Origin of the sequence: Pseudomonas mercuritolerans (assembly GCF_025706525.1) — a bacterium.
GTDB lineage: Bacteria > Pseudomonadota > Gammaproteobacteria > Pseudomonadales > Pseudomonadaceae > Aquipseudomonas > Aquipseudomonas mercuritolerans.
Map to the genome: position 1 here is coordinate 215,655 of NZ_JAMSHA010000011.1, position 23,269 is coordinate 238,923.

General features: G+C 58.3%; 18 protein-coding genes. 10 read left to right on the forward strand and 8 right to left on the reverse strand.

Annotated features, from left to right (window positions below; all coding sequences use genetic code 11):
• Positions 1-5 precede the first annotated feature (5 nt).
• The 6 genes from ND528_RS26535 to ND528_RS26560 form a co-directional block, all read right to left on the reverse strand.
• A complete protein-coding gene (locus ND528_RS26535; protein ID WP_263471588.1) occupies positions 6-1,634 on the reverse strand; it encodes a methyl-accepting chemotaxis protein in 1,629 nt (542 codons plus the stop codon).
• A gap of 114 nt (positions 1,635-1,748) precedes the next feature.
• The gene (locus ND528_RS26540) at positions 1,749-2,210 is read right to left on the reverse strand and encodes a hypothetical protein (RefSeq protein ID WP_073474637.1); all 462 of its coding nucleotides are present in this window, start codon (positions 2,208-2,210) and stop codon (positions 1,749-1,751) included.
• 308 nt (positions 2,211-2,518) lie between these two features.
• Entirely contained in the window at positions 2,519-2,896 is a 378-nt protein-coding gene (locus tag ND528_RS26545; protein ID WP_016774580.1) for a type 1 fimbrial protein, read from the reverse strand.
• Between the two features lie 102 nt (positions 2,897-2,998).
• Positions 2,999-6,631, reverse strand: a complete 3,633-nt coding sequence (locus ND528_RS26550; RefSeq protein ID WP_122507243.1) for a transporter substrate-binding domain-containing protein — start codon at positions 6,629-6,631, stop codon at positions 2,999-3,001.
• A gap of 7 nt (positions 6,632-6,638) precedes the next feature.
• Entirely contained in the window at positions 6,639-7,346 is a 708-nt protein-coding gene (locus tag ND528_RS26555; RefSeq protein WP_122603605.1) for a response regulator transcription factor, read from the reverse strand.
• Positions 7,347-7,519: 173 nt separating this feature from the next.
• The gene (locus tag ND528_RS26560) at positions 7,520-8,740 is read right to left on the reverse strand and encodes an EAL domain-containing response regulator (RefSeq protein WP_263471589.1); all 1,221 of its coding nucleotides are present in this window, start codon (positions 8,738-8,740) and stop codon (positions 7,520-7,522) included.
• A 320-nt stretch (positions 8,741-9,060) separates the two neighbouring features.
• On the opposite strand from ND528_RS26560, the gene ND528_RS26565 reads away from it, so the two are divergent.
• The 3 genes from ND528_RS26565 (at position 9,061) to ND528_RS26575 (ending at position 13,138) form a co-directional block, all read left to right on the forward strand.
• Complete coding sequence (locus tag ND528_RS26565) at positions 9,061-9,663, forward strand: fimbrial protein (RefSeq protein WP_101159472.1); 603 nt, start codon at positions 9,061-9,063, stop codon at positions 9,661-9,663.
• Positions 9,664-9,731: 68 nt separating this feature from the next.
• Positions 9,732-10,481, forward strand: a complete 750-nt coding sequence (locus tag ND528_RS26570) for a fimbrial biogenesis chaperone (protein WP_263471590.1) — start codon at positions 9,732-9,734, stop codon at positions 10,479-10,481.
• Positions 10,482-10,678: 197 nt separating this feature from the next.
• Entirely contained in the window at positions 10,679-13,138 is a 2,460-nt protein-coding gene (locus tag ND528_RS26575) for a fimbria/pilus outer membrane usher protein (protein WP_263471591.1), read from the forward strand.
• 140 nt (positions 13,139-13,278) lie between these two features.
• Here ND528_RS26575 and ND528_RS26580 read toward each other — a convergent pair whose 3' ends face one another.
• Positions 13,279-14,184, reverse strand: coding sequence for a LysR family transcriptional regulator (locus ND528_RS26580; protein WP_130909794.1), 906 nt, complete (start codon positions 14,182-14,184; stop codon positions 13,279-13,281).
• Positions 14,185-14,302: 118 nt separating this feature from the next.
• On the opposite strand from ND528_RS26580, the gene ND528_RS26585 reads away from it, so the two are divergent.
• Both ND528_RS26585 and ND528_RS26590 read left to right on the forward strand, forming a co-directional pair.
• Positions 14,303-15,229 (forward strand): alpha/beta hydrolase, encoded by a 927-nt coding sequence (locus ND528_RS26585; RefSeq protein WP_263471592.1) that lies wholly within the window; start codon positions 14,303-14,305, stop codon positions 15,227-15,229.
• 94 nt (positions 15,230-15,323) lie between these two features.
• Entirely contained in the window at positions 15,324-15,533 is a 210-nt protein-coding gene (locus ND528_RS26590; RefSeq protein ID WP_137213487.1) for a hypothetical protein, read from the forward strand.
• A 1-nt stretch (position 15,534) separates the two neighbouring features.
• Here the strand turns inward: ND528_RS26590 and ND528_RS26595 are convergent, their stop codons facing one another.
• The gene (locus tag ND528_RS26595; protein ID WP_263471593.1) at positions 15,535-16,509 is read right to left on the reverse strand and encodes an NAD-dependent epimerase; all 975 of its coding nucleotides are present in this window, start codon (positions 16,507-16,509) and stop codon (positions 15,535-15,537) included.
• Positions 16,510-17,190: 681 nt separating this feature from the next.
• Here ND528_RS26595 and rfaH point away from each other — a divergent pair.
• The 5 genes from rfaH (at position 17,191) to ND528_RS26620 (ending at position 23,237) form a co-directional block, all read left to right on the forward strand.
• Positions 17,191-17,709, forward strand: a complete 519-nt coding sequence (gene rfaH, locus ND528_RS26600) for a transcription/translation regulatory transformer protein RfaH (protein WP_130909792.1) — start codon at positions 17,191-17,193, stop codon at positions 17,707-17,709.
• A gap of 51 nt (positions 17,710-17,760) precedes the next feature.
• Positions 17,761-18,921, forward strand: a complete 1,161-nt coding sequence (locus ND528_RS26605) for an outer membrane beta-barrel protein (protein WP_263471594.1) — start codon at positions 17,761-17,763, stop codon at positions 18,919-18,921.
• A 12-nt stretch (positions 18,922-18,933) separates the two neighbouring features.
• Positions 18,934-19,467, forward strand: a complete 534-nt coding sequence (locus ND528_RS26610; RefSeq protein WP_263471595.1) for a polysaccharide biosynthesis/export family protein — start codon at positions 18,934-18,936, stop codon at positions 19,465-19,467.
• A 2-nt stretch (positions 19,468-19,469) separates the two neighbouring features.
• Positions 19,470-21,779, forward strand: coding sequence for a GumC family protein (locus tag ND528_RS26615; protein ID WP_263471596.1), 2,310 nt, complete (start codon positions 19,470-19,472; stop codon positions 21,777-21,779).
• Between the two features lie 66 nt (positions 21,780-21,845).
• Positions 21,846-23,237, forward strand: a complete 1,392-nt coding sequence (locus tag ND528_RS26620) for an undecaprenyl-phosphate glucose phosphotransferase (protein WP_263471597.1) — start codon at positions 21,846-21,848, stop codon at positions 23,235-23,237.
• Positions 23,238-23,269: the final 32 nt, after the last annotated feature.

A 23,269-nucleotide genomic window follows, 5' to 3' on the forward strand; every position in this document is an offset into this window, starting at 1 on the left:
ACTGATTAAAGTTTGAATTCCTTGGTCAATTTGTTCAGCGACGCCGCCAATTGCGACAGCTCCGCCGATGCGACTGCGGTCTGTTTCGATCCCTCAGCGGTTTCACACGAAAGGTCGCGAATGCTGATCAGGCTGCGATCCACTTCACGCGCAACCTGAGCCTGCTCTTCTGCTGCGGTTGCCATCAGCAGGTTTCGCTCGTTGATGAGATTCAGCGAGCCAGTGATGTCGGTCAGCACTTCGCCGGCGATATTGGCCATTTCGAGCGTTCTCTCGGCCTGATCGCGGGTGTGGCTCATGGAGGAAACTGCGCGGCTGGTGCCCGACTGAATGGAGCTGACCATGGACTCGATGTCCTCGGTCGACTTCTGAGTACGCTGCGCCAGCCCTCTCACCTCATCGGCAACCACGGCAAAACCGCGACCCGCCTCCCCCGCCCGCGCCGCTTCGATCGCTGCGTTCAAGGCAAGCAGATTGGTTTGTTCGGCAACCTCTCGGATAACGTCCAGCACGCTGCTGATATCGCTCGCCATGGTCGATAGCGCCTGCACCTCAGCCGAGGTGCTGTGCACGCTGGACACCATCAGGTTGATTGCGGCTACCGTGTCGCTGACCTGACTTCGACCGGCAATGGCTGCCGCGCTTGATTCCGACGTCAGCTGCGAGGTCGATGCGGCGTTGTCTGCAACCTGCTCCACCGCTGCACTCATTTCAGTGACGGCGGTGGCGGCCATTTCGATTTCATGGCTCTGACGTTGAGTGATACGCGAGATATCTTCAGTGACGCCGTGCATGACCTCCGAGGTCTCGGCCAACTGCGTGGACGAATCACGGATCATGATCAAGGCATCTCGCAGACTGGTTTGCATCGCCGCCAATGACGACAGCATTTGCGCCGCCTCATCGGAGCCATCCAGCGCAATGGTTTCGCTCAAATCATTGGCGGCGATGCATTCGGCCACCCTTAGCGAGCCTGCAATGGGTACCGTCAGGCTGCGGGTATACAACACGGCCAGGGCCAACGAAGCACCGATCGCGATGAGAATGAACACACTGACGATCAACAGCGTGTGCTCATAGACATTGTCGGCCTGCTTGCCCGCCTCATAAGCTTCTATCTCGTTGAGAGCAATCAACTTCTTGAGCGCGACCTGTACGCCATCCGACGCCGCACGCATCTGATTCCTGGACAGCGCAATGGCCGCTTCAAGCTGCCCGTTCGCCACTGTTTCAAGGTATTGATCCTGCGCCTGATCGTTGACCTTCTGTGCTTTGGCAAACTCCTCGAACGCCTCGCGCCCGGCGTCAGTCGCCAGCAGGTCAATGAGCGCACGCTGATGATTTTTGATCATCTGACGCGACTGCTGGATGTCAATCAGGGCCTGCGCTTTGCGCTCACTCGTTTCAATGGGATTGCGCAAGCGAGCGTTGTTGCCCTTGATTTCGACGAACTCTCGATCGAGTTGGCCGAGCAGCTTGATACTCGGCACGATCGTCGTCTCGACGTACGTTTCTGCCTTGTTGAGCAAGTCGACTTGCTGCAGAGCGATCAATCCGATCGCGATAATCATGAGACAGAACAAGCCGAAACACAGCGCCGAACGCGGCGCGAGATTGAGTTTACGAAGCAGCATGATGCCTTACCTTAGAGTGTATTCAAGACAATGGGGTAAACGAGTGGGCAGCAGAGCGGCGCTGCGGTATAGCGCCTCGGCGCATACCTGGATCAACGCGGGAAGGTGCGGTAGCTAGCGGTTGGCGCACGGAGAGAGTGTGGAGTTGGTCGAGGCCGGCTCCGCAATTTCCTTGAGCGCCGGGTCGGCCAGCATCAGAAAATCTGCCAGTCGCGGCAGATTGATTTTCGAGACCAGGCGCATCCAGCGTTGCGGATGCGGGTTGAAGAAGGTCTTCGACCACTGGTGATCATCGTTGGGATTGAAAATCAGCAGATGACGAATCAGCGGGTTTTCCCCGAAAAAGTCGAGCGGATCCATCGCCATTTCGCTGAGCAACTCAGCATTGACGACGACCAGGCTCAACCGTTGAGGGCAGTAATACGTCAGTATTTTCAGGTCACGATAAGTGCAAACGTTCAAGACGCTGAGACAGCCCAGCTTATTGAACTGCTGTTCGATCGACTGGCCTCTTCGCACGTCGCTGTCGGCGATCAGGATCCGCAAGGATCGACTGCGGTTATTTTCAAGAAACATCGGACACCTTTGGCAGCTCCATTCTTCCTTTCAAGAAAATAACCAAGGGCCAACCTGCCTGATATGAGACTTGTCTCAAAAATGAACGCAGGGATAGATGATAAAAAGCCACACCTTGACGACAGCCCACGCGATCGGCGCATGGTCTGGCTCAGAAAGTGTTGAAGGAGGGATTTTGCAACGCAGGGGAGTCGCGACGAGCCAGAAGCGCGGGACGGTTCTGTGCGAACCAGACAATTCTCATTATTAACGCCCCTTTTTGTCAGTAACCTTGAAACAAGGGGCGCAGACTCATTCTTTCCAAGCCATCAAGGCAGCGTCATCGTCACTACGTAATTACCGCTCGTTATCTGGTGACCCTTGTTGTCCGTGAGCAGCAAGCGCTGGTCGTAATAATCGTCCTGCTCATGAGTATCGGCAATCACCTTCACAAACACCTGCTGGCGCGACTCACCTCGCCCTGCCGCACTGACGTTGTTCACGGTAAAAATCTGCCCGGTGCTTGCCTGGGGGCAATCAAGCAACTCGACAGAAGAATGGCTGGCGCCACTCGCAATGCAACTTGCCTCGACAATTCGACCGCTGAAGCGAATCACTCCGCTGACCGGCGCAGACTGGGCTGCGCTGACGGTGTCAAAACCGAGCAGGCAAAGGCAGGCAATCAATAAAGGACGTCGAATGATCATCGCGAAACTCCATGGTTATTAACCAAGGTATCGCCCGCTGCAAAATGATCTTTAACGTCAGCTTCAATGCAAGGCCAGTCGGATGGTCATGAGCCGATACGTTTACAGCTCGATCCGTTTGATTTTCTTGATCAGATCAGCCTGTGCATGCTCCAGCTTCAATGCACTGCGATTGAGGTCCAGCGGATCGATAACAGGCGCCTCGCACTCGGCCTCAAGCTCGTTACACGCCTCAATGACCTGATGCTCGGCAACAATGCGCGCCGCCCCCTTGATGCGGTGCGCCAGGTCAGCCAACAGCCCGGGATCGCTTTCGGGTATTAGCGAATGCAACTCCTCCAGATCCTTTTCGCAACTCGACAGCGCCTCGCGCAGAAGTTCTTTCATCATGTCGAGATCGCCCCCGGTGAGCTCGTCAAGACGCTCGCGAATCGAACCCAGCTCCTTGATAGTCGCCGCAGGCGGGCTTTCAAATGGCTGGGTTTCAACATTTTTTTCCCAGCCTGCAAGCATGATCGACAAGGTGCCGAGACTGATCGGTTTGAACAGGCAATCATCCATCCCGGCCTCCCGGCATTTCACTTTTTCTTCCGGCTGCGCGTTGGCCGTGAAGCCCAGTACGATGCACGGCGATCCACCACTTTCGCGTTCGTCCTGGCGAATGGTGCGGGCCAGCTCATAGCCGTTCATGACCGGCATGTTGCAGTCCGTGATCACAATGTCGAACGGCTCCGAGCGCCACAGCGCCAATGCCTGGGCACCGTCGGCGGCATCACGCACCGCCTGGCCAAGGAAACTCAGCTGCTGCGTCAACAGCAGGCGGTTGGCGCTCTGGTCATCGACTACGAGAATCCTGAGTGTCGGTACCGGTTTGTCCTGAACAACCGAAACAGGCAGCACTTTGCCGCCAAGCGGGCTGAGAATATTGAAGAAGAGCGACACTTCCAGGCAGGTGCCTTTGCCAAGCGTACTGGTAATGTTCAGCCGCCCGCCCATCAATTCGCACAATGAACGGGAGATCGCCAGTCCCAGACCGGTGCCGCCTCTGCTGGAGGGACCATGATTGGCTTGGGAAAACGGCTGGAACAGATTCTGCAGATCGGCGCTGGAAATGCCGATACCGGTGTCCTCGACCTTGAGGTCGACCTGTAAGCGTTCGTCAGCGAGACGTTGGCCGCGAATCGAGACGCTGACATGACCGGTGTCGGTAAACTTGATCGCGTTGCCCACCAGGTTCGAGAGCACCTGCTGGAAGCGCATCGGATCAACCAATACGTCACAGCCGACAGTGGCGTCGATGTCGAGCTTCAGCACCAGACTCTTCTGCCTGGCCAAGCCGTCGAACACCCGCGCCACGGATTCGACCAATTCGCGCAGGTTGGCACGTTTCGGCGAAAGGCTGACATGGCCCGATTCGATGCGTACCACATCGAGGATATCGCCGATCAGTTCCAGCAGACCTTTTGCCGAGTCGTATGCCACTTCAATCGCCGGCCGATCGAAGTGTCCCTGCTCGGCACGCTTGAGGGTAAGTTCGAGCATGCCGATCACGGCGCTCATCGGCGTACGGATTTCGTGGCTCATGGTCGCCAGGAACGTGGTTTTGGCGCGGCTCGACTCGTCAGCCAGCTCTTTCGCCGAACGCAACTCCTCGATGAGTTCACGGCGTTCGCTGATATCGATCCAGCCGCAGATCACGCCTCTGACTTCACCCGCCGTGTCGTGATACGGCTGGATCCAGTGGTAAATGATCAGCCGCGTATCACCGACATGCAGCGTGCGATCCACCTCGTAAGGTTCGTCCTGCTCGATGACGCGCAGGTAGTCGTCGTGAAATTGCAACGCCTCCTGACGATTGCGCTTGCCGCTTTCGAGCACGGTCTTGCCGATCACGTCCTTTTCCAGCAGGCCAAATGTTTGCAGATAATTATTATTGCAGGTGACAAGCCGACCTTCACGATCACGTACGTAGATGGGATGCGGCGTGCCGTTGATCAACGCGCCCATGAACTTCAACTGATCGCCCAGCAAGCGCTCTGCCCGGCTGCGTTCGCGGATCTGCCGGCGAATATAGAAATTCCACGCCAGCGATCCCAGGATAATCAGGAACGCGCCAGCGCTGATCTGGTAGATCAGCGCCTTGTAATCGCGCCACGACAAACCCGAAAACGCTGCAATGGGACGCCACCTGTTGAGAATTACGTCCAGCTCATCCGGCGGAATGCTCAGCAGCGCCTTGTTCAGAATGCTGACCAGTTCGGTATCGGCACGCCGCGCGGCGAAAGCGAGGAAGCCTTTGTTCATGCCGACGATGTTGGAGATACGCAAGCTGTCGCTGTAGATGTGGGCGATGTAGTAGCGCGCACTGTGCAACGTGGTAATCATCGCGTCCGCTCGACCGTCCTTCACGTCAGCCAAGGCGCCCAGAACTGTTTCGTTATCAACGATCTCGATGTCGGGGTAGTCCTTGAGCAGCTCACGCTCAGCCGAACTTTCGGGCACTGCGACGCGCTTGCCGCGCAGCTCCTGCAGGCTTGAAGGCGCGCCTGCGTCCTTGGTGGTGACGATCACAAAGGGGCTGGCAAGGAACGGATGAGTGAAACGCATGCCGACTTCCCGCGAGACCGTTGGTGTCAGCAGAGAAATATCCGCGCTGCCATCCAGCAGACGCGTGCTCAGACTGGAAAAGCTGTCGGTGCGCTCGACATTGATCTGCAAGCCGGTACGCCGCTGGATGAGCTCGAGCAGATCAGCGCCGATCCCGCCAAAGTTGCCGTCACCATCAAAGAATGCAAACGGTGCCTGATCGTCATTGATCACGAACCGCGCGACCGGATGCAGCTCAAGCCAACGTGCTTCGCCGGGTGTCAGGTCAATGCGTTTGGGCGTCAGCGCCCCGCCGCCGCCCGACCAGCGCTTGGTAATTTCGGCAATCTTCGCATCACCCAGCGACTCGAGGGTCGAATCGATCAGACGCAGCAATTGGTCGTTGCCCCGGCGCAAGGCAAAGCTGAAACCGCTGGTTTGGGTTTTGACGAAAGAGTGCAGCCGCACATAGTTGAAGTAGTTGAGGTTGATCAGGTAATTGCTCGACACCGTATCGCCGAGAAACAGGTCGACCTTGCCAAAAGCCAGCGCAGCCAGTGCCAACTCGTTCGATGGAAAAAGCACGAATTCGGCGTTGGGGTATAACGCGTGTAATTGACTGGAAGGCAGGTAATCGTCGGCAACCGCAATACGCAAACCGGCCAGATTGGCCGGCATCGGTCGTCGATCATCGCCGCGCATGAACATCGCCGGCACGTCTTCGACATAAGGTTTGCTGAGCGTGACGAGGCCATCGATCAATTCGAAACTGTTGGAACTGCCCAACATGTCAATGTCACCGCGCTCAAGTGCGGCCATGGCGTCACGCCGGTCAGGGTAAGCCTTGACGGTAATCTCAACATGCAGTGCCTGACCGATAATGCACGCGATATCGGCGGCAATCCCCTCATAGCGCGTACCGCTGGCGGTCATGACATAAGGCGGGAAATCCGGAAGCGCAGAACCCAATATCAGGCTGCGCTTTTGCCGCAGCCAACTCCAGTCTTCATTGGCCAGATCGACTTGCAGCTCCTTGCAGTCCGAGCGACCGAACACCTGCAAGGTGCGCGGCTCTGCTGCCAACAACACACCACTACTGAATACGAAAAGCACACTGATTAGCAAAACACCGCGCAACAGATGAAACATAAGCGTGTTATCCCTGGTTGTCGGCTGTCAGGCTGTGCTGCAACTTGAACAGCTCTGCGTCACCACGAATGCCAAGCTTTTTGAAAGCGGCCTGTTTTTGCCCACTGATGGTTTTGCGACTGCGCGAGAACTTCAAGGCAATCTGCGTCACCCCCATCCCCTCGAGACAACAGCGCAAGACTTCTTTCTCTTTAGGTGACAGCAGAGGATTACTGAGGAAATCGTCGCTGTGCGCCGAGCTCTCGTCTTTGGCACCGGCGGGCTCTTCGATCGATGCTGGCAACACGTCAAGCTCAAAGGCCATGGTGGGAGACAGGTACAACTGGCCGGACGCTGCACAGCGAATGGCAGTAATCAGGTCATCGACCGACTGTGACTTGCCGAAGAATCCACTGACGCCCGCCCCGACCGCCATGTTCACCACTGCCGGGCGCTCTTCTGAGGAAGAGACGAGGATGCGCATGCCCGGATATTGCTTGCGCAGCAGGCGGATCAGATTGAGCCCGTCCAGCTCCCCATCGTGCAGTTTGTAATCGAGTATCAGCAGGTCAATGTCGATTTCGCGCAATCCGGCGAGCAACTGCGCGCTGCTGCCATACACACCTACGACACTGAACTCGGCTTCGCGCGTCAGCCGCGATTTCATCGCCAGACGTATGAGCGAGTGATCATCAAGGATGGCAACGCGTAACGGATTCACGACTGACCAATGCATGAACAGCTCCATGATGAAGAGTGTTGGAGGACCATCAGCACTTGGCAACCGCAGCAAATCCCGGGCATCACCGAAGCATTCAGGTGCATCTGATTGATTTCTCGGCACATGATGAGTGTTTTAAAGGCGTGACGAAATAGGGCTTTGTCCCAAAAGTCAGAATGCCGCTTGCATCAACGATCGAATGTGCCTATTGCGCGGCGCCAGGATGACTTCTGACCCTCGAAACGCCAGTCGACCAAATGCGCCCAATTCATCGGGCGAGCATAGAAGAAGCCCTGCCCCCACTGACAACCAAGCCGCGCCAGATGCTGAACCTGATCTGCGGTTTCAATACCCTCTGCCACCACGCGCATGTCCAATTCCCGCGCCAGGGCCAACGCCCCGTGGATGACCGCGCTGTAGCGCGCCTGATGGAAATTCTGCACGAAGCCGGCGTCGAGTTTAATTTCGTTGAACGGCATCTGGCACAGCCGCTCAAGTGAAGAATAGCCGACACCGAAATCATCGATTGCCAGACTGAAGCCGAGCATGCGCAGACGCACCATGTTTTCCATGCTGATCTCGGGCATCTGCAGCAGGCCGGTTTCCGTGAGCTCGAAAATGAGCCCAGCTGGCGAGGCGCCATGGATGCGCAACAGCGCCTTGATCCGGTCGACAAGATTCGGATTGGCCATCTGCGTCACGTCGAGATTGAACGCCAGCTTGAACGGCTTGCCGTGAGACTGGACGAAGCGCTGCAGACTCAAGCCTTGCGTGAGCAGGCTGAAAAACATCTCATCGAGCAGACCGCAACGCTCGATCGTCGGCAAGAACATGCCTGGCGAGAGCAAGCCGCGACTGGGGCTCTGCCATCGCACCAGCACCTCGGCGCCATCCACCTCACCACTGCGCAGATGAAACTTGGGCTGGAAATAGGCGCGAAATTCCTGACGGCGTATCGCTTCGAGCACTTCGTTCTCCGAAGGCTGATCGAGATGACTTTCCACCACTTTGGCATCGCCCGGAGTGTGCGGCCGATAACGCGCCAACAATGGCCCCAGCACATCGACCATCAGAGGCTTGCCGACACTGCCAAGCAATTCCAGCCCCTGCAACGTGACAATCCGGTCAACCGTGCGCAACAAGTCTTCAGGCAGTGAACTGCAGATGATCACTGCACGAATCAAACCGGCCTCTCTCGCCAGGCGCAAGAACGTCAAACCATCCATCCCGGCCATGCTCAAGTCACACAATGCAACGTCCACGCCTCCAGCCTGGGATATCACAGCCAGCGCATCCTTGCCGTCAGCCGCCTGAAAGATATTTTTGTACCCCAGACTATTAAGCGCACTGACTGCCGCCGTGCGCTGAAAGGCGTGATCTTCCAAGACCAATATACGAAGCGTGTTCACAAACCTGGAACCTCTTTCTATCAGTCGTTAATAGCGAAAGTCTGAATAATCTTTCAAGCAGGACGCCCGCTCACAAACTTTGCGTTGACTGAGAATTTCTGCATCCGCGAATACTAGCCAGACAAAGACCGCACGACTTTGAGAATTGTCTCATTTGGTTCGCTGCACCATTACCGCAAATATGAATACGCCACTGCCATATTACTGACTGGCTCGCACCTTTATCGCTTTAAGACAAATCCCAAAGACCCGCCACCACCGCACACCTAATATGGCCTGGCATTTCAATGCAGCACTTCACAATAACTTCGGATATAAACATGAAAAAGTTCGCTTTCGCAGTACTCACTCTTTCCGTACTGGCTGCCTCCACTGGTGCAGTGGCTGAAGAAGCCGCCAAAGCTGTAAAAGGCGGCAGTGGTCAAATCAGCTTCACCGGCGTTATCAATAACGACGCTTGCTCGGTAGATGGCGCCTTGGGTAACGACAAGATGATTGCCGTGGACATGGGCAGCGTGTCGATCAAAGACATGGGCACCGACTCCGCTCCGGGCGCCGGTCGTGTGGCCGCCAACGATTTCAACCTGAAAGTGAACTGCAACGCTGGCACCAAGGTTTCGATGCTGTTCAAACCAACCGTAAACGGCGGTTCGGGCCTGGTTGATGGCAAGAAAGTTCTCAAGCTACAGGGTGCAGACGCGGCCAAAGGCGTTGGTATCGCACTGCTGGACAGCAATGGCCAGTTGATCGACCTGAGCTCCGAAGCCACTGCCAAAGTGCAGACCAACCTGACTGGCGACGCAACCACAGGCGGTGACGGCACCCTGTCGTTCGCAGCCGCTTACGTCACCACCGGCGACAAGACCACCGCTACTGCCGGTACCGGTAACGCCACTCTGCCGTTCGTTCTCGAATACGAATAAGCAGCCCGCAATACCTGGACGGGGCCGCTGTGCCTCGTCCTTCCCGACCAGATTAATCGGTGAAATCTATGTTAAGTCGCTACTTTCCGCTTTGCCTGGGGCTTGCCGGGGTGTTGATGACGCACTCGGCATTCGCCAGCATCTCCTTGAGCTCCACCCGGATTATCTTCGATGGCGCGCACAAAGAGGCGAATGTCACCGTGCGCAACGGCGGACAAACCATTCTGGCGCAATCGTGGCTGGATGCCGGCGACACGGCTGGCAGCGCACCGCCTTTCGCAGTTACTCCACCACTGGCCAAACTTGAGCCCAATCAACAGCAATTACTGAGGATTCTTTATGAAGGCCGCGGCATGCCTGCGGACAAGGAGTCGGTGGTATGGCTGAACGTGCAGGAAATCCCCCAGGCCAGTGCTGCCGATGTCAACACGCTGCAATTGGCGGTACGTCAGCGTATCAAGGTCTTCTTCCGCCCGGACGGACTCACCGGTGATGCCGCAAAGGCACCGGAGCAACTTGCATGGCAATTGGTCACTCAGGCTGGCAAGTCGGTGCTGAAAGTAAAAAACCAAAGCAACTACCACGTGTCGCTGGCCGATCTGAAAGTCGTTGCAGGGAAAAAAGCGGAATTGGTAATTGATTCGACAATGATCGTTCCAGGGGAAGTTCGCTCATTCAATCTGAAAGATCTGCCAGCTGGTACTTCGCATTTGAGTTTTTCAGCAATTAACGATTACGGCGCACAACAACGATTCGATGTACCACTAAGCGTTGCCGAAAGCCATGCCGAGCGCGTGAAAGATGCCTCCGCCCAGTAAATCCCCCGCCCCACCCTGCCAACTTACAAGCTATTCACAAGTTCCGGACTCCGGTTGAAGCAACACGGACTGATAAGGCAAATTGCATGTTTTCCTCCCAACACCACACATCTGAAAGTTGTGTTAAGCATCATGTTGCGCGCCAGAAAAACAAAGCGGCGTTGGGCTGCCTGCATCCATTGTGCTTTGCTATCAACATGGCCATTTGCGGATTCGCCGTGGGCGCCGAAGCCCCGGCCGCAGTGGCGAGTGAATCTTTCAATACGCTGTTCCTTGAAGGTTCATCGGCGGTCGATCTGCAACCGTTGCTGAATGCCAACAGCGTCTTGCCAGGCCAATACCGCGTCGACGTGTTCAGCAACGGCACGCTGGTCGGGCGTCGCGATATCGATTTCGCGGCCAACCCGGTCAACGGCAAAGTCGAGCCACGCATCACCCTGGAACTGTTGCAGCAGCTTGGTGTGGACATGCGCAAACTGCGTGAGCAGGGTCTGGTTGACGAGCAACACCCTGCCGATCACTACGACCTGCCTGCAATGATCGAGCAAGCGAGTCTCAATTTCGATGCCAACCGCCTGCGCCTCAATATCAGTGTGCCGCAGGTCGCCATGGCGCGTGGCATGCGCGGCTATGTAGATCCAGAGCTTTGGGACCAAGGCGTGGCCGCCGGTTTCATCAACTTCCAGCTGAGCAGCACCCGCAGCAAAACCGATTACACCACGCAAATCTCCAATAACCTGGGGCTGCGCAACGGCATCAACTTTGGTGCCTGGCGTCTGCGCAACGAATCCAACCTGAGCAGCTCCACCGGCCGGCCCAATCGTTTTGTCAGCAACCGCACGTTCATCCAGCGCGACCTCACGGCGATCAAGGGGCAACTGAGCGCGGGTGAAATCTTTTCCGACTCGGATCTGTTCGACAGCGTGCGCTACCAAGGCGTCAAGATCGCTTCTGATGAAGGCATGCGTGCAGACAGTGAGCGCGGTTATGCACCGATCATTCGTGGCGTGGCGGAAACCAATGCGAAGATCGAGGTCCGCCAGGACAACTACATTCTCTACACCACCAATGTACCGCCGGGTCCGTTCGAGATCAGTGATATCTACCCATCGGGCTCCAACGGTGACCTGGAGATCACCATTGTCGAAGCGGATGGTCGGCGCAAGGTAACCCGGCAGGCGTTCTCCGCCCTGCCGACGATGGTGCGTGAGGGGCAACTGAAGTACAGCCTGTCGAGCGGCAAGTTCAACAACAACAGCGAGGACTATGACAAACCGGCTTTCCTTGGGGGCACTTTCGCCTACGGCTTGACCAGCAATCTGACGGGCATTGCCGGCATTCAGGCGAGCAACGGCTTCAAGGCGCTGTCCATCGGTGCGGCGAAGAACACCTCGATTGGCGCGATGTCCCTGGACGTTACGCAATCGTCCAGCAAGGCATTCGGCAAAACTACCCAGGGCAGCAGTGTCCGCGCGCTCTATGCAAAGACCTTCACCGGTACCGATACCAGCTTCACTCTCGCCGCCTATCGTTATTCGACCGAGGGTTACCGCACGCTGACCGACCATGTGCAGGACACCAGCGCTGGCGCTACGCGGCGCGCGGGCAATGCCAAAACCCGTACAGATCTCACGGTCAACCAGACCCTTGGCGAAGCGCGCCAGTTCGGCTCGCTTTATTTGAATGCCAGTGACCAGCGCTATTGGGATCGCGGTGGCTCGCGCAGCTTTTCCGCCGGCTACAACAACAATTGGCGCGACCTGAACTACAACATCAGCCTGAGCAAAACCCAGGAATTCGGCGCACGCGGTGACACCAGCAACGATACGCAATTAAGCGTTTCAATATCGTTCCCGCTCGGATCGACACCACGCGCACCGCGTGCCTACGTTTCCAGTAACCATCAGAACGCCGGTACCAGCACGCAAGCCGGGATCAATGGTTATCTGACCGAGGACAGCGACACCTACTATTCCGTGCAGACCGGGCGCAGCGTCCAGGGCGAGCGCTCTGGCTCGCTCAGTCTGAGTACCCGTACGTCGATGGGCGATCTGGGCTTTGGCTACAACCGAGGCAGCGGCTATGAGTCGCAGAACCTGAGTGCGGCCGGATCGCTGGTGGCTCATGCCGGCGGCATCAATATGGGCCAGACCGTCGGTGAAACGTTCGGCCTGGTGGAAGTCCCCGGCATGTCGGGCGTCGAAGTCAGCAGCTATTCGGGTGTGAAAACCGGCCTGAACGGCTATGCGGTTCTGCCTAACGCGCAACCGTACCGCGTGAACTGGGTAACGCTGGACACGCGTAACCTGGGCGGTGAGATCGAGCTGGACAATGCCACCCAGCAACTGGTGCCAAGACGAGGTTCGGTGGTTCTTGCACGCTTCGAAGGCAGCAAAGGCAGACGCGTCCAGTTTGAACTGTACGATGCCAACGGCCAGCCGATTCCATTCGGCGCGGTGCTGTTGGATAGCGACGGCAAACAACTGGCATTGTCAGATCCGACGGGCAAGGCCCTGGCGCTGGTGACCAAAGATCACGGTGTCATCACCATCAAGTGGCAGGGCAAAAGCTGCCCCGTGCCATACAAGCTGCCGGAAAAGGTCGAAGGTTTGAACTACGAGCAATATCGGTTGGCCTGCTCTTCGAGCGCGAAGTAGACCGACCGCGAGTTTGTCACTCTACGCCCCCTCAGCCAGAACACAGCCCTGATGATTCAGGGCTTTTCAATGCGCACAGTTTGGACATTGCCGTCATCAATAACATCGGAGTTTGCAAAACAGCTGCAATGACCAGGCAATCACTCCCAAGGCGCCGGTGACCACGCTTCCACCAGCCTGTCGATAAACAGCCGAATCTTCGGCGACAGGTGTCGCTTGCTCGGGTAAATCACCCGGATCGGCTCGGCAGCCTCGGCGTACTCTGCGAGCAACTGCACAAGCTTGCCACTGCGCAGGTCATCGTTGACCACATAGGATGGCAACGTCGCGATACCGAGGCCCGCCGCAGTCGCCTGATGCAAGGCTTCGGCGCTGTCCATTTGCAGCCGTCCGGCATGAATGACCGGCACAGGCTGACCATTGACGCGAAAATTCCACGCCAGCAATCGGCCGCCGCTGACGAAGTGCAGGCACGCATGCCCGGCGAGATCTTCGGGTGTCTGCGGTGCCGGATGTTCATTCAGATAATCGGGCGAGGCACAGGTGATCATTTGCTGGTAAGCCACCGTGCGCGTGAGTAGCCCGGAGTCTTCCTTGGGCGGACCGATGCGAATCGCCAGATCGAAACCCTCGTCGATCAGGTCGACCAGCCGATCGGAAAACGTCGCGTCGATGGCGAGCGACGGCCAGTCTCTCAGACAGCGCTCGATGTGCTGCACAACGTGCAGCCGGCCCAGTGCTACCGGCAGGCTCATGCGCAAGCGGCCGCTGGGCGTCGAACGGCGGAACGCCAAAGCCTCTTCGACCTCGTCCAGATCCTGCAAGATGCCCACACATCGCTCATACAGCACCCGACCATCGTCGGTCAGGCTCAGGCTGCGGGTGGTGCGGTTGAGCAGACGGACCTGCAGACGCGATTCGAGCCGCACGATCGATTTACCGACGGCCGAGCGGGTCAGCCCGAGTTGCCTGGCCGCCGCCGTAAAACTTCCAGTATCCACCGAGGCGACGAAGGCGGCGATGTCGTTCAGGTTATGCAGTTCCATGTGGCCTCCGGGTTTGGCATTCAGGCGGCTTGGCACCGGTTATGGGGAAACCTATTCCCCAATCATGAGCATACCATTTCGATTAGTTAAGCCATCACTAACGTCTGATCGAGGTCATATGAACATTGAAGTAAAAGCAGCTGTACAAACCTGGGCCAACAGCCTCAGCGATCTGGTGCCCGTGCTGAAGGGTATCGATACCACCACTAAGATGAGCGACATCCGCGATGCCTACGCAAAAATGCTAGGGCAGAATCAACCACCGGCTGGCGTGAGGTTTGAAGCAGTCGACATGGGCGGCGTGCCCGCTACGCTGGTGACTCCGGATGAACTCAAGACCGACGCGGTGCTGATGTACATCCACGGCGGTGCCTACATCGTCGGTCGACCTGACGGCTACCACGGCATCGGCGGCAACTACGCAAAAATGCTCGGCGCGCGGGTGTACATGCCGGATTACCGCCTCGCACCCGAGCATCAGTTCCCCGCCCCCATCGATGACACTTTGCGCGCCTATGAGTGGTTGCTTGAGCAGAACATCGCCGCCAGCAAGATTGCCTTCGCAGGCGAGTCGGCGGGTGGCGCGATGGTGGTCAGCGTGATGGTCGCGGCAAAATCCAAAGGCTTGCCCTTGCCCGCAGTGGGTTCGTCCATCTCGCCATGGGCCAACCTCGAACACACCGGCGTCTCCATGAGCAATCGTGAAGGCCTTGATCCGCTGAACTCCAAGCCCGTGCTGGATATCCTCGCGCGAGCCTTTCTCGGCGACACCTTGGCCAACCATCCGCTGGCGTCGCCGGTGTTCGCCGACGTCACCGGACTGCCACCGATTCTGGTACAGATCGGCGAAAACGAACTGATGCTCAGTGACGCCATGCGTCTGGCCAATCACCTGGCGGAAAACCGCGTCCGGGTCAATCTCGAAGTGTGGCCCGGCATGTTTCACGCCTGGCATTTCTACGCAGGCATGCTGGCCGAGGGGCAGCAGGCGCTGGAGAGTTCGGTGCGGTTTATCGAGGCGGGATTGATTGAGGCTAATCGCTGATCAGACAGCATTCGCTACTGATCGGCGACACTTCTGGCTGTATAGCTCGGCGCCTTGGCGGTATGGTGGTTTGCCGACCGCCGAGGAACCCTTAATGCCGAAAAAACCACCACCCCCTGACAGCAACCCCAGCGCAGCCGACATCGAACGCGCCATTCTGGCCTTGAACAAAATGGCCGAACGCCTCTGGGGCGATGAGCGTGAAGCCGAGGCCAAGGCGCTGCTCGATGCACTGGACGCGCTGAACCGCGCCCTCGACCGGATCCGCATCGGGGAAAGTCGCAGGGCCGTCACCCTGCACTGAATCAGACCTGGTAAAACTCGCGATACCACTGCACGAACGCTTGCACGCCCTGCTCGATCGGCACCTGCGGGCTGAAGTCAATGCAGCGTGCCAGCGCCGATACGTCGGCCCAGGTCTTCAGCACGTCGCCCTCCTGCATCGGCAAATAACGGCGCTGAGCCTTGATGCCCAGTGCCTGCTCCAGACATTCGACGAAGCTCATCAGCGCCACCGGACTGCCGCGACCGATATTGAACAGGCGATTGGTGCCGCGCTCGGCGCTGATTGCGGGCGGTTTGTCGAGCAGTCGGAAAATCGCTTCGACGATGTCGTCGATAAAGGTGAAGTCCCGCGCCATTTCGCCTTGGTTGTAGAGGTCGATGGCGCGCCCGTTGAGCATCGCTTCGGTGAATTTGAACAGCGCCATGTCCGGTCGCCCCCACGGGCCGTACACGGTAAAGAAGCGCAGGCCGGTGGCCTGCAAGCCGTAGAGATGGCAGTAACTGTGCGCGAGCAGTTCGTTGGCGCGTTTGCTCGCGGCGTACAACGAGACCGGTTGATCGACCGGATCGTCTTCTGCAAACGGCATCTTGGTATTGGCGCCATACACCGAACTGCTCGATGCATAGATCAAGTGCTCTGGAGGGTGACGACGGCACGCTTCCAGAACGTTGAGAAACCCGACCAGATTCGACTGCGCATAGGCATCAGGATTGTCCAGCGAGTAGCGCACTCCGGCCTGCGCAGCGAGGTGAATGACCTGTTTGTAGTGGCCGTGTTCGAACAACGCGGTCAAAGCGCTCTGATCGACAATGTCCAGCCGCTGGAACGTGAAATTGGCCAGCGTCTGCAATCTCTGCAAACGCGCCTGTTTGAGTTTGACGTCGTAATAAGGATTGAGATTGTCGACCGCCACAACCTCTAGCCCTTCGCGACATAAACGCATGACCGTGTGATAACCGATAAAACCTGCGGCACCCGTTACCAGAACACTCATGATTGCCTCGGCTCACCGGTTTGACTTCAAGAAATATGCAGCCCGAACATTTACCTGCGAACGACCGTAACTATTCATAGACGACCTTAGTTACTCGGGCCAGCAGCATCCGACGCGAGGCATCTAAAATCAAAACTTCTTACGAACCGAAACATGTAAGATTGAAACTAATTTGCTATCACGCGCGCCATCTAACCCGCGTGACTTCAACAACTTCGAAAAGTTTAAAAAACCCGACGAATAAAATCCGCCTTGACCAAACAATGACTTACGTGAGATGGCCATCATCAGCGGATGAAAGGTAATGTTTTTGACTGTTAGCAATTGACAGCTTGCAAAGACTGGCCGATAACTAATCACTGCCCGATGAGCTCGCGCCGACGCACACTTTTTGCTCTCAGGCTACTTATGTAATTGGATCCTGAAGGTCGCAACTGCGAACCGTGCGGTAGCTTTGCTTGAACAAAAGCGCGGACTCGTTATAGCCAAGACGGCCACGGATATAACAATAACCCAGCCAAGTTGATTCATTTTTGAAACACTTCTTCTGCCAATAAACATTGATGCATCTGGCTCGGCACTTTGCCTTGATCAGCCTACTACCTACTAGCAAGCATGACGGCTCGTCCCACGCTATCGGCCGCCCTGCTTAAACGATCGCTATGTATGGAGTACTCCAGCATGCTAACGGTTTGCCGCAACGGTTCTAACTGGTATTTATTGCAGTGCAAGCCCCGCCAGGATGAACGGGCACAACTCAATCTGCAGCAACAGAACTATTCGACCTTTCGGCCGCAACTGATGAGCGAGCGCAGTATTCGTGGCAAACGCCAACGAACCCTGGAATCGCTGTTCCCCGGCTACGTGTTCATTCAACTGAGCCGCGACGATAACTGGGCACCGATTCGCTCGACCCGTGGTGTCAGCCGCATCGTCGAATTCAACCATGTGCCCGCCCGCGTCGATGAAGACGTGATCGCGCAATTGCGTGAGCGCAGCCAGGAGTCGCTCGGCTTTCCTGCCGATCCGCAGCTCAAACCCGGCGAACCTCTGCAAATCGTCCAAGGCCCACTCTCCCCGCTTGAAGGCGTTTTTCTGTCGATGCAGGGCGACGAGCGGGTGATGATGCTGCTCAATTTCCTCAACCGCCAACAGCACGTCAGCGTCCCGCTGAGTTACCTCGAACGCCAGCGACAATAGTCCGGATCTGCTTCGCCCTGACCCCGACCCCCTTAATCAGGAGCGTGATCCATGGCTCTGAAGCCTCGCTGTTCCCTGGTTTTAGTCGTCGCCTGCTGTGCCCCCGAAGCTGCCTGGAGCGTTGAGCCGCAAGCGATCAATGTCTACGGCTTCGATTTCACCCCGACCTTTGCCTTGTCGGAAAGCTACGACGACAACTTTCGCGAAGTCGAACACGATGTCGAATCGACCATGGTCACCCGTTTGGCGCCGGCCTTCGAGCTCAAGGCCGAGGATCGCAACAGCGCCACGCGGGTTATCTGGGAGCCGACCCGCTACATCTATCACAGCGCTTCGGACGCTTCGAACACCGCCCAGCGGCTGCGCGCCGACAGCATCATGGAATTCACCGATCGGCACCGGCTGAAGCTTGAAGCCGAGGCGCGTAAATACGAGCGCACCACCTCGACCGCCGTCGACGGCATCAACGACAAGATCGAGAGCCAGCGCGTCGGCGGCGTCTACACCTTTGGCGCGCGCAGTGCGCTGAACCAGATCGACCTCGGCGCCAGCTACGCACAGCTGCGCTACGACAACTCCGATGGCATCAACGATGACAAGGAGCGCAACACCAGCAATCTGACCAGCACCTGGTATCACCGCCTCGGCAGCAAAACCCGTGGCTTGCTCGAATACGACCACACCCGCTTCGACTACCTGCAATCGAACAGCCCGCGGAGCAGCCGCTCCGACGCAGTGCTGGCTGGGGCCGAGTGGGACATGACAGCGAAAACCACCGGCAAATTGCGCGTCGGTTACGAGCGCAAGAATTTCGACCAGAGCGGTTCCGACGACCTGAGCAACCCTACCTGGCAAGTGGATCTGGCGTGGAAACCGCGCACCTACTCGACCTTCACCTTTCTCGCCCGCCAGGCCATGGCCGAAGGCGACGACGGGTCCGACGCGGTGAAAGCCACCTTCACCCAGATCGGTTGGCGTCACGGCTGGACCGAGCGCATCACCACCGTCGCCGAAGCCGGCATGGGCCATTACGTCTACGAAGGCCAGGACCGCAGCGACGACCTGCAGGATTACAAACTCGGCGTGAATTACGAAATGCGCCGCTGGCTGGACGTCGAAGTCGCCTACCGCCACCGCGATAACGACTCCGATGCCGACAACGAAAGCTTCACCCGCAATGTTTTCCAGATCACGTTCGACGTCAGTCTGTAGGAGGGTTGGGCCATGCACACGCGCCTGATTTTATTGTTGTTGCTGCTCTGGACAGTGCCCACAGTCGAGGCGGCGGACACCGACACCAATTACCGCCTGGCCGCTGGCGATGTCTTGCGCATCATCGTGTTCGGCGAGCCGGAACTGAGTTTCAAGAAGATCCGCCTCAACGATGCCGGCACCTTCTCCTACCCGTTTCTCGGCGAAATCGTCGCCAAGGGCCTGACGCCCAATCAGGTCGAAAAGAAAATTGTCGATGGCCTCAAGCAAGGCTATCTCGTCGATCCGAAAGTCAGCCTCAGCCAGATCGAATACCGCCCGTTCTACATCAACGGCGAGGTGCAGAAGCCCGGCAGTTATCCCTTTCAGCCCGGCCTGACCCTGGAAAAAGCCATCGCCCTGGGTGGCGGCCTGACCGAACGCGCCTCAATGAAACGAGTGACGATTCTGCGCGGCAGTGGTGGCCCGCCGGTCACCGAGAACATCTCGCGCACCACCGTCATCGCCCCCGGCGACACCATTTCCATTGCACAAGGCTTTTTCTGATCATGGACAACAGCCCAAGCACCTACCTCGAACGTCCGCTCCAGGCCCACTCGCAAACGCAAGCGGGCGATGAGTCGGACACCCTTGATCTGCTGCACCTGTGGCGCGTGGTCTGGTCGGCGAAGTGGAACATCGCCTGGCTGGTGCTGCTCAGTTGCGCGCTGGCCGTGGCGGCGCTGTCGTTCATCACGCCGCAGTACGTCGGCAGTGCGACGTTGCTGATCAAGGACAAGACGCCGCCGGTGTTGAGTTTCCAGCAAGCCGCCGAATCCGGCGGCGCCGCCACCACTGATTACTTGCAGACTCAGCAGGCGTTGCTGCAATCGCGGGAACTGGCCGAGCGCGCCGTGCGCAAACTTGGCCTGACTACCAACCCGATCACCGATCCACGCCAGCAGGCGCAGAGCTGGTTCACCCCGCGCCAATGGCTGGCCGACCTCAATCGTGACCAGTGGCTGCCATGGCTGGACCTGTTGCCGCCGCCGAAGCCGCCAGCGACCGAAGAACAAGTGTTCAACGACGTCACGCAAAACCTGATGCTGCACACCAGCGTCAAGTTTGTCGGCAAGAGTCAGTTGCTGGAAATCGAAGTCGAACTACCTGACCCGGCGCTCGCTGCGGCGGTGGCCAATGCCCTCGCCCAAGGCTTCATCGACAGCCAGCAGGACACCAGCCTGAAGTCCTCGCAAAACAACACCAGTTGGATGAACACCCGCCTGGTCGAGTTGCGCGACAACCTGCGCGTTGCCGAAAACAAGTTGCAGGCCTATCGCGAAGAACAGGGTCTGGTCGATGTCGACGGCGTCGCCACCATCAGTGCCAACGAACTGCAGATGACCGGTAACCGCATGATCGATGCGCGCCGCGACCGTGCTGAAGCGGAGAGCCAGTTCCGTCAGGCGCAATCCTTGAGCAACGGCGACATCAGCCGTTTGTCCAGCGTGCCGGCAGTGTTGAGCAATCCGCTGATTCAGCAGTTCCAGGCTGATCTCGCCAAGGCTCAGGCCAAAGTCGAAGAGTTGTCGGGCCGCTACGGGCCGAAACACCCGGCGCTGATATCCGCCCGTTCCGAACAGCGCACCGCCGCCAACAGTCTGCGCCTGCAAGTGCAGCAAGTGGTTGCCGGTATCGAGCGCCAGTATCAACTGGCAGTAGCCAGCGAAGACGCGTTGCGCAAATCCTTCAACAGCAACAAGGCGCAGATTCAGGACATTTCGCGCAAGGAATTCCAGCTGCGCGAATTTCAGCGTGAAGTCGACAGCACCCGGGCGCTGTACGAAACCTTCGTCACCCGCCTCAAGGAAACCGCCGCCACTTCGGACATGGATTCGGCCAAGGCGCGCATCGTCGACCCGGCGATCGCGCCGCTGGAAGCGAGCAAACCGCGCAAGAATCTGATCCTCGCCATCGTCGCGCTGGTGGCTGCGGTGGTCGGCGTCGCCCTCGCCTTCCTCTTCGATACGTTGAGCAACACGTTCAAGACCGACGACACCGTCGAGAGCCTGCTCAATGTGCCGCTGCTCAGCGTCGTGCCGCTGGTGATGAAAAAGAGCCGGCGGCAGTTGGCGCGGCTGTTCGAGGACAACGATCACCCGCGCTTCTGCGAAACCATCCGCAACCTGCGCACCTGGCTGATGCTGCAAAACAACGAACGCCCGGCGCAGGTGGTGCTGGTCACGTCTTCGGTGTCCGGCGAAGGCAAGAGCACCATCGCCAACAACCTCGCCTCGTCGTTGGCGCCGCTGGAGCGAGTGCTGCTGATCGATGCTGACATGCGGCAGCCGACGCTGTCGCTGAACTTCGATTTCCCGCCGGAAAGCCCTGGCCTCGCCAACCTCATGGCCGGCAGCGCGCGGCTGGAAGACTGCATTCGCAGTGTCGGCAATCTCGACATGCTCCCGGCCGGCTGTCTCACGCCCTCGATGCTGGACCCGTTCGACGCACCACGACTGAAATCCTCGAGCAATTCCAGCAGCGCCGTGGCCCCCGCCCAGGATCTGCTCAGTTCGCCGCGCCTGGGTCGGCTGTTGCAGATTCTCAAGTCGCGCTACCGGCACATCATCATCGATTCGCCGCCGGCAGAAATCGTCAGCGACGCACTGTTGCTGGCGCAGCATTCCGATGCGGTGATCTATGTGGTCAAGGCGCAGAGCACGCCGGTCGGCCAGGTGCGCAAGAGCATTGCCGTGTTGCAGCAGAGCCAGGCGCCGGTGTTCGGCGTGGTGCTCAATCAGGTCGATCTGCGCAAGGCGCGCAAGTACGGCCATGGCCATTCCCGTTCCTTCTACGACTACGACTTCGCCCCGCGCTGATCCTTCGGGCCGTGCCGCCCGGCAACAGCAAATCCTTCCCTGTTCGACGAATCGGAGATCGCGCCGATGACCTCGCAATATTCCGCGCAAATGGCACACCGTCGCGGCCTCACCTTCTGGGTGCAATGGCTGTGCGCAATGACCCTGGTCAACCTGTTGCTGATCGTGCTGGTGCACTGGCGCATCGGCGAGTTGCCCAGTGAATATCGGCTGCTGATCATCCTCACCGTGCTTGGCTCGATGCCGGTCTACGGCCTGGTGCAGGTCTACCACAAGCGCCATGGTCTGCTGGTCGGGCTCGGGCGTTTGCTCGCCGGCTGGCTGATTCTGCTCGCGCTGCTGATGAGCATCGCCTTCGTCACCCAGACCAGCGCGTTATTCTCCCGGCAAGTGGTGATTGTCTGGGCCGTGGTGGGTTTTCTCGCCCAGGCGGCGACGTTTCTGCCGCTGCACCTGTTCGTGCGCATGTACACCAAGATGATCTGCAACGAGCGCCGCGCGGTGATCATCGGCACCTGCCCGACCGCCCATGAACTGGCGCGCAAACTGCTCGACCCGGATCGCGCACTGCTGCTGGGTTTTGTCGCGGCGAAAGCCGACAGCGGCCCGGCGCCGAGCATCCTGCCGCTGCTCGGCGAGGTCGAGGACATTCGCGAAATCATCACTCGCTTGCAGGCGCGGCGCGTGTACATCGTGCTGCCGATGGCCGAGGCAGCGACCATCGAAGCGCTGTACATCAACCTGCTCGACATGAACGTCGACGTGGTGTGGATTCCGGATCTGGGCAGCATGGTCCTGCTCAATCATTCGATCTCCGAGATCGAGCGGATGCCGGCGATCTATCTCAACGAAAGCCTGCTCACTTCGCACCCCGGCAGCCTGTTCTGCAAGGACCTGTTCGAACGCAGCGTGGCGGCGGTGGCGCTGATTCTGCTCAGCCCGCTGCTGCTAGGCGTGGCCATCGCGATCAAGCTGACGTCGCCGGGGCCGGTGCTGTTCAAGCAGAACCGCCATGGCTGCGACGGCGAAGTGATCCGCGTGTGGAAGTTTCGCTCAATGCGCGTGCACGACGATCAGCAAGTGCGCCAGGCCACCCGCGACGACGACCGCGTCACACCGCTGGGACGCTTTCTGCGGCGCAGCTCCATCGATGAGCTGCCGCAGCTATTCAACGTGCTGTTCGGCCACATGGCGCTGGTCGGCCCGCGCCCCCACGCGGTCACCCACAACATCTATTACACCGGCAAAGTGCGCGCCTACATGGCGCGGCATCGGCTCAAGCCTGGCATCACCGGGCTGGCACAGATCACCGGGCATCGCGGCGAAACCGAGACCGTGGAAAAGATGCAGCGCCGGGTCGCCCAGGACCTCAATTACATCAATCAATGGTCGCTGTGGCTGGACATCAAGATCCTGCTGAAGACGCCCTTCACCCTGTTCTCGAAAAACATCTACTGACAGCGGCCAGCGCTCTGGCCCACCCCGCCACG